The organism is Alteromonas sp. BZK5, from assembly GCF_014349115.1.
GTDB lineage: Bacteria > Pseudomonadota > Gammaproteobacteria > Enterobacterales > Alteromonadaceae > Alteromonas > Alteromonas macleodii.
The window spans coordinates 1-13,943 of sequence record NZ_JACSOE010000085.1 but is presented as its reverse complement, the minus strand read 5'-3'; the positions used below and the strand labels follow the sequence as shown (position 1 = coordinate 13,943).

The window sequence follows — 13,943 nt, the reverse complement described above, 5'->3', positions numbered from 1 at the left end:
TCCGATCACTTAAGGTAAAACTGGCAGGGACGAAAAAGAAGATGAAAAAGTGATCGGATAAAACCGAAACGACCGATCGGATTCACCGAAATACGCAATTATCTGATTGCCCTGAAGAAGTGAAACCTTTGGTCAAACTTGGTTTGTATACTGGGGCGCGTATCAGCGAGTTATGCAATGCTGACGTTGAGGTGGTAGAAGGGATTAAATGCCTTGTGGTACAGAAAGGTAAGACTGACAGCGCAGCACGGTACATCCCTTTAGCTGAGCAAGTAGCTGACCTACCGTTACCATTAAAAATTGACCACAAAGCAGCAGGACGTACCTTCTCTCGCTTTAAAGTCAGTCAGATTACTGATGACTCTACACGGTCTTTCCATTCACTACGTAACCACTTCATAACAGCTGGTCAACGCGCTGAAGGACTCAGTGAGTTTGATGTTGCTTATGTCGCGGGACACAAAACAGGAGCGACAATGAGCTTTGGTCACTATGCCCGCCATGATGTTAAACGATTGAAGCAGACTGTGGATACTATTGCAGCTCAAATTGAGTGGGAATGGTTTTAAAACTTAAGGTCGGGAGGGTAGTTATCACCTTCTCGATATGAGAGTTCGTCCAAATATATTCTCGAGAAGTCATCGAACATAGCAATACTAACTTGGCTTTTCCTTCTAACAGCCGTGGCAGCCACTTTTATTCCAGAGTTTTCAATTAGCCCCTTGTATTTTAACATTGCTTGCTTTGCACTGGTTTCATCAGACTCGTCCATCATCAACCCAAGCAGTTGGATTTCGTACTGCTCACCTTCTTGCAATTCTCTATTGGGAAATATTTTCACATAGAAGCCCAAGAAGTCTTTACTGAGATCCTTTTCTACTTTTCTACGTTTTTTAGACGGAATCGCAGATAAAGCATCATTGAAATCTGTCGGGAGTGCAGGCTTTGTATAATGGGCTCCCAACCAATCAACAAAGCTTCGCTTTTCAAGCTCTGAAAACTTACTACTTCTCTCAAAATCTATTGAAGTCAGTATCGCCTTTGGAGCGAACACTTTTTCTAGAATATCAATCCTAATGTATTGCTTCGATATGTCTTCAGAATCTTCATCTTCACCCAGAATGGTGTAAAAGGTATCTAATTTTCTAGGGTTTTTGTTATATTCGAATGCAGGGTTTGGTGATTCAATGAGCTCAGCTATACATAGTTGAACAGTCTGAACAACATCATTTACCAAATTACAAGATTGAGTTGCGACAAGTAAAACAAACTTTCGACTGGCTATCGACTCTAGGTCAACATCTATACATATAGAACTCTGCAGAATTTCTTTTGCATCTGAATGTCTAATGATTGCTCCTTGCAACCACCCAGACTCCTCAAGAACCTTACCAAGCCCCTCTTGAAACATTATGCAAACGGATCCTCGAGTGTTTCAGCGGGATATTGCTGAAAGTATAAACCTGACGCTCTAAACAGTATATCTTCCTTATCCAGCTCTTCCATTGCTAGCATGTCCAAAATACTAACATTCTCTTGATTCCTCTCATGGAGCATCTCAGGATACTTATCGTATCCATTGATTCTCCATGCTTGAGCTATCTCGTTAATATCAACTATTCTTCTCGCTTTTGATTTATTTGGAAAAGCGCCTTCGTTCATCCAATTATGAAGAGTTTTTCTACTCGAGCGGAGGACCGCAGACAGCTCTTCATTGCTTAAAGAAAAAGCTGATTTAATTGACTTCAAACATTTACTTGTATTTGAGTCATCATCTTTTACCTTAGAGATGATTGGCGAAACATCTGATGTCCCACTTTTTCGAACTATTATGCCACCGCTAAGATCGCTTTTTTCAAACTCCCAAGCTATATCGGCTCCAGAACTGTATCCGCGATATTTGTCATTACTTTCTAAAGCAATAACTTTAGGCTCAATTACTCCCGCACTAGGTCGCACTTCACCTGCTTCAAGCGCGTAACCAAAAGCTATACAAGTTGCTAACGCCATACATTATCCCTCGCGTACTCAGACGTAAGTTTCCAGAAGGCGGATCTACTTGAGTCATGTAGTCGACCTAGCCTAGATATAATTTCATCCACGTCAAAATCCTGCTGTTCTTCGTCATCCTCCCAAAAATGATCCAGATCTAAAAGCATACGCAAAGATGCACTCTCATCTCTCTTCAATTCAATGTGATTCTGAGAAGATAAATCATCAAACACAGTAGCGTTCGTCATAGATAAATGAGTCCTGATGACTAAGAAGCCTTCATTTGTTTTTATCAATGAATCAGACTTCCTATGGGCTTTCAAACCTAAATCATCTAATGCCGGATTAAAAAATACGTCGTCACTGCTAAATAATTTTTTCAACTCATTCTCGTTGTCACCGCTAACTCTAATACAATTTGAATAGCGGAGTCCCAAACGCTCGTACAACCCTATTTTCATAACTCCAGCGACATCTTCAAGCAGACGAATGCATCTGTCCTTAAATGAATCAAACTCTCCATATTTTTTAGTTATGAAAATAAGTCTATTTGGGGTTATGTGAAATGCACTGGCTTTATCTTTTGAGGAGAAAATATATTTATCCGTTTTCTCCACCTTCAAGCCATTATTGTCAATTTCAACTAGCTGCTCGGCTTCTTTCTTAAATATAGGATAATCAGCTCTTACTTTATCCTGAATAGAAGCGATATAGTTAGCGAGTGATAGCACGGTAGAAAAACGGACTTCCATTAGCACTGATACTAATGGGCTAGTTTCCAATTTTCTGAAAGTTTGCATATCTCGTCACTCTGGGTTGGTTTATGTATCTATAATGGTAGCTATTCTACAAAATTAAACCAAAAATTACACAAAAAATTACACAACAGAAGACAGTCTATAGTTTTCGATGTCCTCCATGCCCTCGTCTCGATATAGCTGAAGAGAGTGCTAAAGCAATCTTTCAGCTATTCGCATATACCAATTCACAGTTTCGAAGCCCTTAGAATATGAAGGAATAGAGCATGTTCACGGTTTCCATAATGGCTTTCTTATTGAGCTTATAAGGGGTAAGCATGAAGAAGGCAGAGAGACAACCACAAATGTTCGCTGTGAAATGCTAGCAGTCATCAAGGCTCTTGAACTGGCAGAGCCTGACGACATTATCCACACAGACAACGACATGATTGCAAAGGGTTACAACGAGTGGCTCAAAGGGTGGAAGCTGAAAGGCTGGAAGAATGCCAGTAAGAAGCCTGTAGCCAATCAAGACCTATGGCAACGTATCGACAAGCTGAAGCAAGAGAAGCCTACGGTTGTCGTTAAGTGGGTTCGAGGCCATAGCGGTGTCTACGGCAATGAACTTGCAGATAACTTAGCGACTAAAGCTGCGGCTTAACACTTCCCTTAACCACTCCCTGACTTACGCATAAACACTTATTGGAGGATATTGAATATGAATAAAGAAATCACACTGAAAATCAACGGCACTGAAAAGACTTTCTACTCCACTGAAGACGGTTACTTCTGTCTGAATGAAGTATGGAGAGATTTTGACCTGAAAGCCTCTCAGCATCCGACTGAATGGTTAGAGGAAGCGGATTACAGACCAGTCGAATTAGGACACGCCTATGACCTGTCTGAATATGACGCAGGCATTTGGGCTACCAAGAGGGTCTTATTGATGTACGCGGGCTGGATCGATATTGAGTTCTTTATGGCTGTAATCGAAACATTCGCAGCGTTGACTCGTGGTGAGACTGAGAAAGCCTCTGAACTAGCCTCAATCTGTTCCTAAAACGATCTGTACGATCTCCTGAGAAGACTTCTCACCTTAATCAAGGCACTCCTATTACCAGAGAAAACTCGATCTGATATCGCCTCTCAGGAGATCTAATGGATGCATGTAGCAGTTCCAAAACTATCTTTTTCGAAGTGAAGAACCTTTAGCTAGGTCTACCATCCTTTCGTAATCCTCGCTTGGTTCTTGAAAGTCACGAGATACTTGGTTTCCAGCCTTGTCTGTGTAAGACCAAGTTTTGACGGCAGTGTCACCCTCATAAAAACGGGTCTCAATAAAACCTTTAAAGGCTACCAGCCATTGACCATACCTCTTGTCCTTGTAGTAGTAGCCTTTTGACTTTACAGAACCATCAGGTTTGAACTTGGTACTCAGCCCTAATTTTTGCCCTTCGAAGTACATAGTTTTTTCCTTGAGTTCACCATTCTGGAAGAACTCACGATAGACACCGTGCAACCTACCATCTTTAAACCTAATGACCTTCTTAGTACTTTTATCAATAGTCTCTAGAATAACTTCCTGCTTTCCGGAAAATTGAGCCTGAGCATGAGTGCTCAACTCTTCAAACTGTATTTGCTCCGACAATGTGAGTCTTATTTCAGCTATCGCTTGCATCAAGGGTAATTTAAAAAACTCACGGTTTGATGCATACCTGAACTGACTCAGCTTTCCGTGAATAGCTTTTTCAGCTTCCTTGTAATCATTTACAAACGCCATGTATTCAACGACAAAATCACTCGGAACGCCTGTAGTCTGAAGTTCTTTGGCTCTGAACGTCTTAGGGTCACGGGCAGTCATTCCAATTTTAAGCAACGCTTCATCGAGTGATGCATTGCTCATGATGTAAATAAATCCTCTCATGGTAAAAAACTACTCTAGTTGAAACGAAAAAGGCGCTGAGTGTTAACCCAACGCCTTTCTTTTGGCTTCTTTTCTGTCCTACATCACTGTCTACATTTGTGTCTACTTTTATGTATACACCACATGTAAGCCATTGATTTACAAAAACTAGACGAGAGCGACTTTGATTACATCATGCCGCCCATTCCGCCCATGCCGCCCATATCAGGCATTGCTGGTGCGTCTTCTTTAGGTAGTTCAGCTACCATTGCTTCAGTTGTGATCATTAGTGAAGCAATTGAAGATGCGAACTGTAGTGCAGAGCGCGTTACTTTAGTTGGGTCAAGGATACCCATCTCTAGCATGTCGCCGTAAGTGTCGTTACCTGCGTTGTAACCGTAGTTACCTTCGCCGTTCTTCACTTCGTTAACTACTACTGATGCTTCTGCACCTGAGTTGATAGAGATTTGACGTAGAGGCGCTTCCATTGCACGTAGTGCAAGCTTAATACCTACGGTTTGGTCGTCGTTGTCGCCAGTAAGGTCAGCAAGTTTAGCTGCTGCGCGAACTAGTGCTACACCACCACCAGGTACTACACCTTCTTCAACCGCTGCGCGAGTTGCATGTAGTGCATCTTCTACGCGGTCTTTCTTCTCTTTCATTTCAACTTCAGTTGCTGCACCAACTTTAATTACTGCAACACCGCCTGAAAGCTTAGCTAGACGCTCTTGAAGCTTCTCTTTATCATAGTCTGACGTAGAGTCTTCAATTTGGCCTTTGATTTGAGCACAACGGCCTTCAATCGCTTCTTGGTCGCCGTTACCGTCAACAACAGTTGTGTTGTCTTTGTTGATAACTACGCGCTTAGCAGTACCTAGGTCTTCAAGCTGAACTTTTTCAAGGTCTAGACCAATCTCTTCAGAGATTACTGTACCGCCAGTTAGGATAGCGATGTCTTGAAGCATTGCTTTACGACGGTCACCAAAACCTGGTGCTTTAACCGCTGCAACTTTAACAATACCGCGCATGTTGTTAACAACTAGTGTAGCAAGCGCTTCGCCTTCAACATCTTCAGCGATGATCATTAGCGGCTTACCAGCTTTCGCTACGCCTTCAAGGGTAGGAAGCAGTTCGCGGATGTTAGAAATCTTCTTGTCAACCAATAGGATGAACGGGTTGTCTAGTTCAACAGTACCGTTTTCTTGGTTGTTGATGAAGTATGGAGATAGGTAACCGCGGTCGAACTGCATACCTTCAACAACGTCTAGTTCGTTTTGAAGTGCCTGACCTTCTTCTACAGTGATAACACCTTCTTTACCTACTTTTTCCATCGCTTGAGCAATGATGTCGCCAACTTCTGAATCAGAGTTTGCAGAGATAGTACCTACTTGAGCGATAGACTTGCTGTCTGCACAGTCAGTAGACAGAGCTTTAAGCTCTTCAACTGCTGCCGCAACTGCTTTGTCGATACCGCGCTTAAGATCCATTGGGTTCATACCCGCTGCAACGCTCTTAAGACCTTCAGTAACGATTGCTTGCGCAAGTACAGTAGCAGTAGTTGTACCGTCACCCGCTTCGTCGTTCGCTTTAGACGCTACTTCTTTTACCATCTGAGCGCCCATGTTCTCGAACTTGTCTTCAAGCTCGATTTCTTTCGCTACAGACACACCATCTTTAGTGATAGTAGGTGCACCGAAAGACTTGTCTAGAACAACGTTACGGCCTTTTGGACCTAGTGTTACTTTAACTGCGTTAGCTAGTGTGTTTACGCCTTTTAGCATTTTGCTGCGAGCGTCATCACCAAAACGTACTTCTTTAGCTGCCATGATTAAATTCCTCTAAAATTCGTTTTAACGTTAGTTGTAATTACTCAACAATCGCTAGAATGTCGCTTTCGCTTAGGATTAGTACTTCTTCACCATCCAGCTTTTCTGTTTTAACGCCGTAACCGTCGTTGAAAATAACGGTGTCGCCTACTTTAACGTCTAGCGCTTTAACTTCGCCGTTCTCAAGAATGCGACCGTTACCTACTGCGATTACTTCGCCGCGTGTAGATTTTTCTGCTGCAGAACCAGTCAGAACGATACCGCCTGCAGATTTGCTTTCTTGCTCTGCGCGCTTAAGGATTACGCGGTCGTGTAAAGGACGAATTGCCATTTTCAAGTCTCCTGAAAATTCCACTATTCAAATGAATGTAATTGTCGACATTCAGACAATCTAAATGCCGTGTGTTTAAGGTTGCTCATTGCTGAGCAGTTAAAATCGTTTCTGCACGGATAGATGGGGTAGTACCCAGATAACTTCAAGGGTTTTTGAGCAAAAAAATGTAAAAAATTTGGTTTTTTCGCTAAATACTTCTTTTTACTAGGCAAGTAAACGCCGTTTATCGCGGTAAACGGCGCTCATAACCTGACGGAGAGGGCGTTGGGGCTCGCTATTTTAAGCGCTTATCTGGGTCGTTAGTGGTGTGATCGGTGTACTCACCTTCAAACACATCACCATCGTTATTGTGTGAGCGAGAACGCTCATCGAAAGGACTTTGTCCAAACGGTGACTGACCTTGTCCGAAACCTGAAGCTCCCGGCCCCATACCCGGAGCAACAACGCGCATTTTCATGTGCTTACTTACCTGGGCGGCAAAGAAGTGACGTGAGCCCGGCATTGCTAAAAGGAAACCGAAGATATCGGTAATAAAGCCTGGCGTCACTAGTAAGATGCCCGCAACTACTAGCATTAGGCCTTCAACCAACTCTTTACCCGGCACTTCATTTCGCTGCATTTTTTCTTGTGCCGTTTGCAGCGTACTTACGCCTTCGCGCTTAACAAAATAAGCACCAATAAAGGCAGAAAGAAGTACCAAGCCAACGGTATTCCAACCACCGATCACGCTGCCCACATTTATCAGCAACGCAATCTCTAAAATAGGTAATAGGGCAAACAGTATAAATAAAACCCGCAAAATGCTTCCTCTTTCATGTATTCATAACCTGTTATAGGGTCTTTGTACGTAATAACAAGAAAAGGTGCCCACCCTTTCGCTTAAATAGCCACTTAAAGCGACCGATAACGACCGTGATATACTGTAGCTATGAAAGAATAGTGCGACTTTTCAGGTCAATTACATATCGACCCATTAGCAAAGTAACAGGCGCGAAATAAAGTAGGAAAAGTTCATGACAATTAAGCTTGTATTGTGCACCACGCCCGATGAAAAGACAGCGCAGTTAATTGCCAGCACGCTCGTTGAAGAAAAGCTTGCCGCCTGCGTCAACATAATCAAGGGTATAGAGTCCGTTTATGAGTGGCAGGGGAAGGTGGAAACCGACGTAGAATGCCAACTGCTTATTAAAACGAACACACAACACGTTTTACAGGCCTTCGATAGAGTAAGCGAACTACATCCGTATGATGTCCCTGAATGGTTAGAACTTAATGCTGAGGCTAGCAGCGCTTACGGTCAGTGGTTACAAACCACGCTACAGCGCTAGTTAAAACGTAATTCTAATAAAAATAACGACAACGCAAAATAGATAAAAATGAACTGTAACTTTATGACTTTACCTCCTTTTCCATCAGGCACTGCATCAGCTTCACTGTTTCGTCGCTTTAGCGCTTATGTACTTTCAGCATTTTGTTTAATGACGTTATTAAGCACGTTCGCCTCGGCTCAGGTGCCCAATGCCTTTGACGATCCGTTCGTGGATGAACCCCAATTTTTAGATGTAGACCAAGCGTTTGCGTTCGATTTTAACCAAAAAGGCGACGCGCTTACGGTAAGTTTCGATATTGCGGAAGGCTATTATCTGTATCTAAAGCAGTTTAAGTTTGTGGCGAAACAAGCCGAAATTGGCGAGCCTGAGTACCCAAATGGGGTAATGATTCAGGATGAGTTTTTTGGCGAGTCTGAAGTGTTTTATAACGGCGTATCTATTACCTTACCCATTGAGTCAGCACTCAGTGACGGCGTAGTTAAAATTCGCTATCAAGGCTGCGCTGACGCAGGGCTTTGCTACCCGCCCACAGTGAAAGTCGTGTATTTAAATGAAGTGGGAAGCAGTGCAGTTGCTGATACAGATACGACCTCAAATTCAAATGACGCAGCGGCCTCTTCTCAAAGCGAGCAGTTCGATTTAGCGCAAAGGCTAATCGATAAAGATAACCTTACTCTCACTTTAGCTCTGTTTTTTGCGCTAGGTGTCGGCTTAGCTTTTACGCCTTGCGTATTTCCTATGTACCCCATTGTGTCGGGCATTGTGATTGGTCAGGGCAAACCTAAAACCGCATCGCATTCATTCTGGCTGACCTTTGTTTATGTTCAAGGTATGGCGATTACATACTCGTTGCTTGGGTTGGTTGTCGCTGTGGCAGGGGCGCAGTTTCAGGCTGCGCTGCAACACCCTGTGGTGCTGGGCCTATTCATTGTGCTATTTGTGGCGCTTGCCGTTGCCCTGTTTGGTGGCTTTGAAATTCAGCTACCGGCAAAGTATCAAGAAAAGCTCACTCACATGAGTAACAATCAAACGCCCGGCAGTTTCGCAGGGGTGTTTATTATGGGCGTATTGTCTGGCCTTATCGCTTCGCCCTGCACTACTGCCCCGCTAACTGGCATATTGTTATTCATCGCCCAAACTGGCGATATGACGCTAGGTTTTGTTTCGCTTTACTTATTAAGCATTGGTATGGGCGTTCCACTTATTCTGTTCGGCATGACAGGTGGAAAACTCCTACCTAAAGCAGGTAACTGGATGAATGTGGTTAAGGTGACTTTCGGCTTTATGATGCTTGCCGTGGCCATTGTGTTTATTGAGCGTTTATATAATAGCCCAGCCACTGGCTTCCTATGGGGATTGCTTGGCTTCGGTTTATTCGGTTACTACTGGGTACTCAATCGCGCCAGTAAAAACTCACTGATGAAGCTTGTACGTGCTGTTGTGGTGGCAATAGGCATTATGGGAAGTGCTGGCCTTACTTATCAAGCAGGGCTAAACACAGGGCTTTGGGGCGAGCACTCTGATGGTGTTCACGCAGGGCACCCAGACTTTGTTGTTGCGCGAGACTTGGCAGACTTACGTAATAAAATAGCGGCGGCTAACGCACAAGGTAAAACCGTGATGGTCGATTTGTACGCCGACTGGTGCGTAGCCTGTAAGGAGTTCGAGAAGTACACGTTCCCTGACGAGCAAGTGGTATCTGCGCTTAGCAATACGGTATGGATGCAGATGGACCTTACCGATAACACACCAGAACGTCAGGAGATTTTTGACACCTTTACTGTGCTAGGCCTGCCTACCATTTTGTTCTTTGACGAAAACGGCGACGAGCTAACCAAAGCTCGTGTCACCGGGTTTATGAAAGCAGACGCCTTTGCCGGTCACGTAAACGAGTGGCTTAACAATGGATCTGACACTAATGACGGTCAAAGTGGTCGCTTGGACTAAGGTGCTTCGATTCAAGGCCTTTCCTCTTCTCATATGGCGAGCGGTGCGAAGCGCCGCTCTCTTTATCTTGGGTAGAAACGGGTTTCAGAAAAGAAGGGTGGCTTCAATGCTGGCCTTCTTTTTTATTTCGCTCACTTTTTCCCTATCAATAACGGCGAAAACCACGGGGTGCTTTGATAACAAACGCTTTTGTTTTGAGCTTACGCCTTCGTCTTCTTCTCTTTATTTAGTCTCAGTACAGAGAAAAGTAGAATTGCCCGTAGCGCTAACTCTGTATTCCAATGTTATGCAAGACATTCCCACAGGCAATGGGGAGCTTAAATCGAAAGCCCACGTTAACGCATTTTTAGATACCAATGACCAAGTGCCCCTTGGCGTAGTAAAAAATGCCGACGCATTCTGGGCATCTATGCGCGTTAAATGGACGGTGGGGCGCGTAGACGCGATACACGACAACGCCTATACGTACCTGCCACCGCTACAACCAGCTAGCAAATACCGTATTGTTCAAGGCTTTAACGGCAATTTTAGTCATTCTGGGGCGTCAAGGTATGCTCTCGATTTTGCCGCGCCTGTAGGTACACCTATTTTAGCCGCCCGGGAAGGCGTAGTGATCGACACGAAAGATGACGGCACGAAAGGCGGGCCAACGCCGAAGTTTGCAAAATACGCTAACTACGTTGTTATTCTTCATAGCGACGGAACCACCGGCGAATACTACCACCTGAAATATAAAGGTGTTGTAGTAACAAGAGGGCAAACTGTAAAGCGCGGGCAGCTTATCGGTTATACCGGCAATACGGGGTTTTCTTCCTTACCCCACCTTCACTTTGGCATTTATGTAGCCAAATTCCATGGTAAGTACGTGAGTGTGCCGTTTTCCCTCGACAGCGCCCTAACCAAGGCCTCGCCTTAGCATTTATAGCAATACATACTGATACTTTTCGTTAAAACTGCCATCTCATCCCCCACTAACGCCTTCTGAGAGTGCAGCATGCTGCGGTTTCACAGGCAGCCAACAAGCAAACTTCCCAATAAACTTTGCGCCGAAAACACCTGATTAGACCAGTATTTTGCTGCGAAATCTTTATCTATCACTATAATCAGCATTTAACACAATAAACGAGCAAATTAATTGGCTTTTTTTCGTGCAACTGTCACAAAAGTTTGTTGAAATGACAATAACCGTGACTTTTTCCCGAAGATAGCAGCAAACTAGATGAATATTTTGTTATTGAACGGCCCTAACCTGAATATGTTAGGCCAAAGAGAACCCGACAAATACGGCACACAAACCTTGCAAGACATCGTAGATGATTTGCAGGCGCAGGCTGCGTCAAGCAACGTGACCTTAACGCATTTTCAGTCAAACGCGGAGTTTGAACTGATCGATCGCGTGCACGCTGCTATGGGTACTGTTGATGCCATTATTATTAATCCTGCTGCCTTCACGCACACCAGCGTCGCTCTTCGCGATGCATTATTAAGTGTCAATATCCCGTTTATTGAGGTGCATTTGTCGAACGTTCATGCCCGTGAACCGTTTCGTCACCATTCCTATTTTTCTGATGTTGCAGCTGGCGTCATTGTTGGTCTTGGTGCCATGGGCTACTCGCTCGCGCTTACTGCAGCAATCAATTTACCGAAATCGCAAAAATAAAGCAGAGACAGAACATGGATATTAGAAAGATTAAAAAACTCATCGAACTAGTGGAAGAATCTGGCATTGCCGAGCTAGAGATCACTGAAGGCGAAGAGTCTGTACGCATCCACCGTGGTCCAACGGGTGTTCAAGCGCCAATGAACTACAGCTTTGCAGCACCGCAAATGGCACCAGCTCCAGCAGCGGCAGCTACCACTGCGTCTGAAGCGCCAGCTGAGCCAGCACAGCCAGAGGGTCACGTTGTTAAGTCTCCAATGGTAGGTACGTTCTACCGTGCATCTTCACCAACGGCAAAACCGTTTGCAGAAGTTGGTCAGCAAGTAAAAGTTGGCGACACGCTTTGTATCGTTGAAGCGATGAAGATGATGAACCAAATTGAAGCAGATAAAGCAGGCGTGGTTAAGGCAATCTTGGTTGAAAACCAAGATCCTGTAGAGTTCGACCAGCCAATGTTCATCATTGAATAAGCGAGTGCTTAACTATGCTAGATAAAGTACTTATTGCTAACCGTGGTGAGATTGCCCTGCGTATTTTGAGAGCCTGTAAAGAACTAGGCATCAAAACCGTAGCAGTGCACTCTACTGCGGATAAAAACTTGAAGCACGTGTTGCTGGCTGACGAATCGATTTGTATTGGTAAAGCATCGGCAACCGAAAGCTACCTGAACATTCCTCGCATTATTGCTGCTGCAGAAGTCACTAACTCTATTGCAATTCACCCAGGTTACGGTTTCCTAGCGGAAAACGCAGACTTTGCTGAAGCGGTAGAAAAAAGCGGCTTTATTTTCATTGGCCCTAAAGCTGAAACTATCAACCTTATGGGTGACAAAGTTTCTGCTATCAACGCCATGAAAAAAGCAGGCGTACCGTGTGTACCCGGTTCCGACGGCCCGCTAACTGACGACGTAGAGCGCAACAAAGCCATTGCTAAGCGCATTGGTTACCCAATCATCGTTAAAGCTGCGGGCGGCGGCGGTGGTCGTGGTATGCGCGTGGTGCGCAGCGAAGCTGAGTTGATTAAAGCCATTGAAACAACGCAAGCAGAAGCTGGCGCTGCATTTGGTAACTCAACGGTTTACATGGAAAAATTCCTTGAGAACCCACGTCACGTTGAAATTCAGGTATTAGCCGATGGCCAAGGTAACGCCATTCACTTAGGTGAGCGTGACTGTTCAATGCAACGTCGCCACCAAAAAGTGGTTGAAGAAGCGCCTGCACCGGGTATTTCTGAGCAAATGCGCACCAAGATTGGCGATCGCTGCCGCAAAGCCTGTATTGAAATTGGCTACCGCGGAGCAGGTACTTTCGAGTTCCTATATGAAAACGGTGAATTCTATTTCATTGAAATGAATACCCGTATTCAGGTAGAGCACCCTGTATCTGAAATGATCACAGGCGTTGACCTTATTAAAGAGCAGCTTCGCATTGCAGCCGGTCAGCCACTGTCAATTGATCAGTCGCAAATTCAAATTCGTGGCCACGCTATTGAATGTCGAATTAACGCAGAAGATCCACAAACCTTTATTCCTAGCCCTGGTCCTATTGATATGTTCCATGCGCCAGGTGGTTTAGGTATTCGTTGGGAGTCGCATATTTACGCGGGCTACCACGTGCCTCCTTACTACGACTCAATGATTGGTAAGCTTATCACTTATGGTGAAAGCCGCGACGAAGCGATTGCTCGTATGCGCCATGCCCTTGAAGAGATTGTGGTTGAAGGAATTAAAACGAACATCCCTCTTCAGCGTGCCATTATGGCCGATGAAAACTTCTTCGCGGGTGGAACCAACATCCACTACCTAGAGAAGAAGCTAGGTTTAGCCTAATCCCCCCTTTGGGCTACACGCTGTTTTTTGTGTAGCCCAATTTTCTTTATTCGCTATTCGCTATTCGCTATTCGCTATTCGCTATTCGCTATTCGCTATTCGCTATTCGCTATTCGCTATTCAGCACATTCTAATTTTCCGATTACTACAATCAATTTTTAACGATTTTCCTATTTAAAACTTGGTTCTATACTGCATACAAGTTTTAAGACATCTCCCTGAGTTTTAATGCTTTTGTGTGTTTTACCCTCATTGGAGTCCCACTCCACTTATTGCCGGCATCCCTGCCTAATGCCAGTCAGTTAAGCTGACTGGCATTTTTCTTTGTGGGGTATTTAGTCGGTCTTTTCCTCACTACTCTGGGGTAATACCTGTCAGGTCGTTT

At 44.4% G+C, this 13,943-nt stretch carries 16 protein-coding genes; 9 read left to right on the top strand and 7 right to left on the bottom strand.

Going from position 1 to position 13,943, the window contains the following annotated elements; translation table 11 throughout:
* The first annotated feature begins 128 nt into the window (after positions 1–128).
* Positions 129–569 (top strand): hypothetical protein, encoded by a 441-nt coding sequence (locus BIZ39_RS17785; protein ID WP_187447619.1) that lies wholly within the window; start codon positions 129–131, stop codon positions 567–569.
* Here the strand turns inward: BIZ39_RS17785 and BIZ39_RS17780 are convergent.
* Genes BIZ39_RS17780 through BIZ39_RS17770 form a run of 3 tightly spaced genes read right to left on the bottom strand, consistent with a single transcriptional unit; the run spans position 566 to position 2,792 of the window.
* Positions 566–1,411 (bottom strand): hypothetical protein, encoded by an 846-nt coding sequence (locus BIZ39_RS17780; protein WP_187447618.1) that lies wholly within the window; start codon positions 1,409–1,411, stop codon positions 566–568. The two genes, BIZ39_RS17785 and BIZ39_RS17780, sit on opposite strands and share 4 nt — an antisense overlap.
* Positions 1,411–2,010: a hypothetical protein gene (locus BIZ39_RS17775; RefSeq protein WP_187447617.1), complete on the bottom strand. Its 600-nt coding sequence runs from the start codon at positions 2,008–2,010 to the stop codon at positions 1,411–1,413. The genes BIZ39_RS17780 and BIZ39_RS17775 overlap by 1 nt, the downstream gene beginning before the upstream one ends.
* Positions 2,001–2,792 (bottom strand): TIGR04255 family protein, encoded by a 792-nt coding sequence (locus tag BIZ39_RS17770; protein ID WP_187447616.1) that lies wholly within the window; start codon positions 2,790–2,792, stop codon positions 2,001–2,003. The genes BIZ39_RS17775 and BIZ39_RS17770 overlap by 10 nt, the downstream gene beginning before the upstream one ends.
* 169 nt (positions 2,793–2,961) lie before the next feature.
* Here BIZ39_RS17770 and BIZ39_RS17765 point away from each other — a divergent pair, with 169 nt between their 5' ends.
* Both BIZ39_RS17765 and BIZ39_RS17760 read left to right on the top strand, forming a co-directional pair.
* Positions 2,962–3,390 carry a ribonuclease H gene (locus BIZ39_RS17765; protein ID WP_316248265.1) on the top strand — a complete coding sequence of 143 codons (429 nt, stop codon included), beginning with the start codon at positions 2,962–2,964 and terminating at the stop codon, positions 3,388–3,390.
* Positions 3,391–3,447: 57 nt separating this feature from the next.
* A complete protein-coding gene (locus tag BIZ39_RS17760; RefSeq protein WP_187447614.1) occupies positions 3,448–3,789 on the top strand; it encodes a hypothetical protein in 342 nt (113 codons plus the stop codon).
* Between the two features lie 123 nt (positions 3,790–3,912).
* Here the strand turns inward: BIZ39_RS17760 and BIZ39_RS17755 are convergent, their stop codons facing one another.
* From BIZ39_RS17755 to BIZ39_RS17740, 4 genes are all read right to left on the bottom strand, one after another.
* The gene (locus tag BIZ39_RS17755; RefSeq protein ID WP_262385802.1) at positions 3,913–4,653 is read right to left on the bottom strand and encodes a GIY-YIG nuclease family protein; all 741 of its coding nucleotides are present in this window, start codon (positions 4,651–4,653) and stop codon (positions 3,913–3,915) included.
* A 167-nt stretch (positions 4,654–4,820) separates the two neighbouring features.
* Positions 4,821–6,458, bottom strand: coding sequence for a chaperonin GroEL (gene groL / locus BIZ39_RS17750; protein WP_014951270.1), 1,638 nt, complete (start codon positions 6,456–6,458; stop codon positions 4,821–4,823).
* A 40-nt stretch (positions 6,459–6,498) separates the two neighbouring features.
* Positions 6,499–6,789, bottom strand: coding sequence for a co-chaperone GroES (locus BIZ39_RS17745; RefSeq protein WP_012520088.1), 291 nt, complete (start codon positions 6,787–6,789; stop codon positions 6,499–6,501).
* A gap of 277 nt (positions 6,790–7,066) precedes the next feature.
* A complete protein-coding gene (locus tag BIZ39_RS17740; RefSeq protein WP_187447612.1) occupies positions 7,067–7,591 on the bottom strand; it encodes an FxsA family protein in 525 nt (174 codons plus the stop codon).
* A gap of 214 nt (positions 7,592–7,805) precedes the next feature.
* On the opposite strand from BIZ39_RS17740, the gene cutA reads away from it, so the two are divergent.
* The 6 genes from cutA (at position 7,806) to accC (ending at position 13,558) form a co-directional block, all read left to right on the top strand.
* Entirely contained in the window at positions 7,806–8,120 is a 315-nt protein-coding gene (cutA, locus tag BIZ39_RS17735) for a divalent-cation tolerance protein CutA (protein ID WP_039228986.1), read from the top strand.
* A gap of 63 nt (positions 8,121–8,183) precedes the next feature.
* Positions 8,184–10,070: a protein-disulfide reductase DsbD gene (locus BIZ39_RS17730; protein WP_187447611.1), complete on the top strand. Its 1,887-nt coding sequence runs from the start codon at positions 8,184–8,186 to the stop codon at positions 10,068–10,070.
* A gap of 106 nt (positions 10,071–10,176) precedes the next feature.
* Positions 10,177–10,986 carry a M23 family metallopeptidase gene (locus BIZ39_RS17725; RefSeq protein ID WP_187447610.1) on the top strand — a complete coding sequence of 270 codons (810 nt, stop codon included), beginning with the start codon at positions 10,177–10,179 and terminating at the stop codon, positions 10,984–10,986.
* A gap of 303 nt (positions 10,987–11,289) precedes the next feature.
* Positions 11,290–11,730, top strand: coding sequence for a type II 3-dehydroquinate dehydratase (aroQ, locus tag BIZ39_RS17720; RefSeq protein WP_061096173.1), 441 nt, complete (start codon positions 11,290–11,292; stop codon positions 11,728–11,730).
* Between the two features lie 14 nt (positions 11,731–11,744).
* The gene (gene accB, locus BIZ39_RS17715) at positions 11,745–12,200 is read left to right on the top strand and encodes an acetyl-CoA carboxylase biotin carboxyl carrier protein (RefSeq protein WP_187447609.1); all 456 of its coding nucleotides are present in this window, start codon (positions 11,745–11,747) and stop codon (positions 12,198–12,200) included.
* Between the two features lie 14 nt (positions 12,201–12,214).
* Positions 12,215–13,558, top strand: a complete 1,344-nt coding sequence (accC, locus tag BIZ39_RS17710) for an acetyl-CoA carboxylase biotin carboxylase subunit (RefSeq protein ID WP_039228980.1) — start codon at positions 12,215–12,217, stop codon at positions 13,556–13,558.
* Positions 13,559–13,943 lie beyond the last annotated feature (385 nt).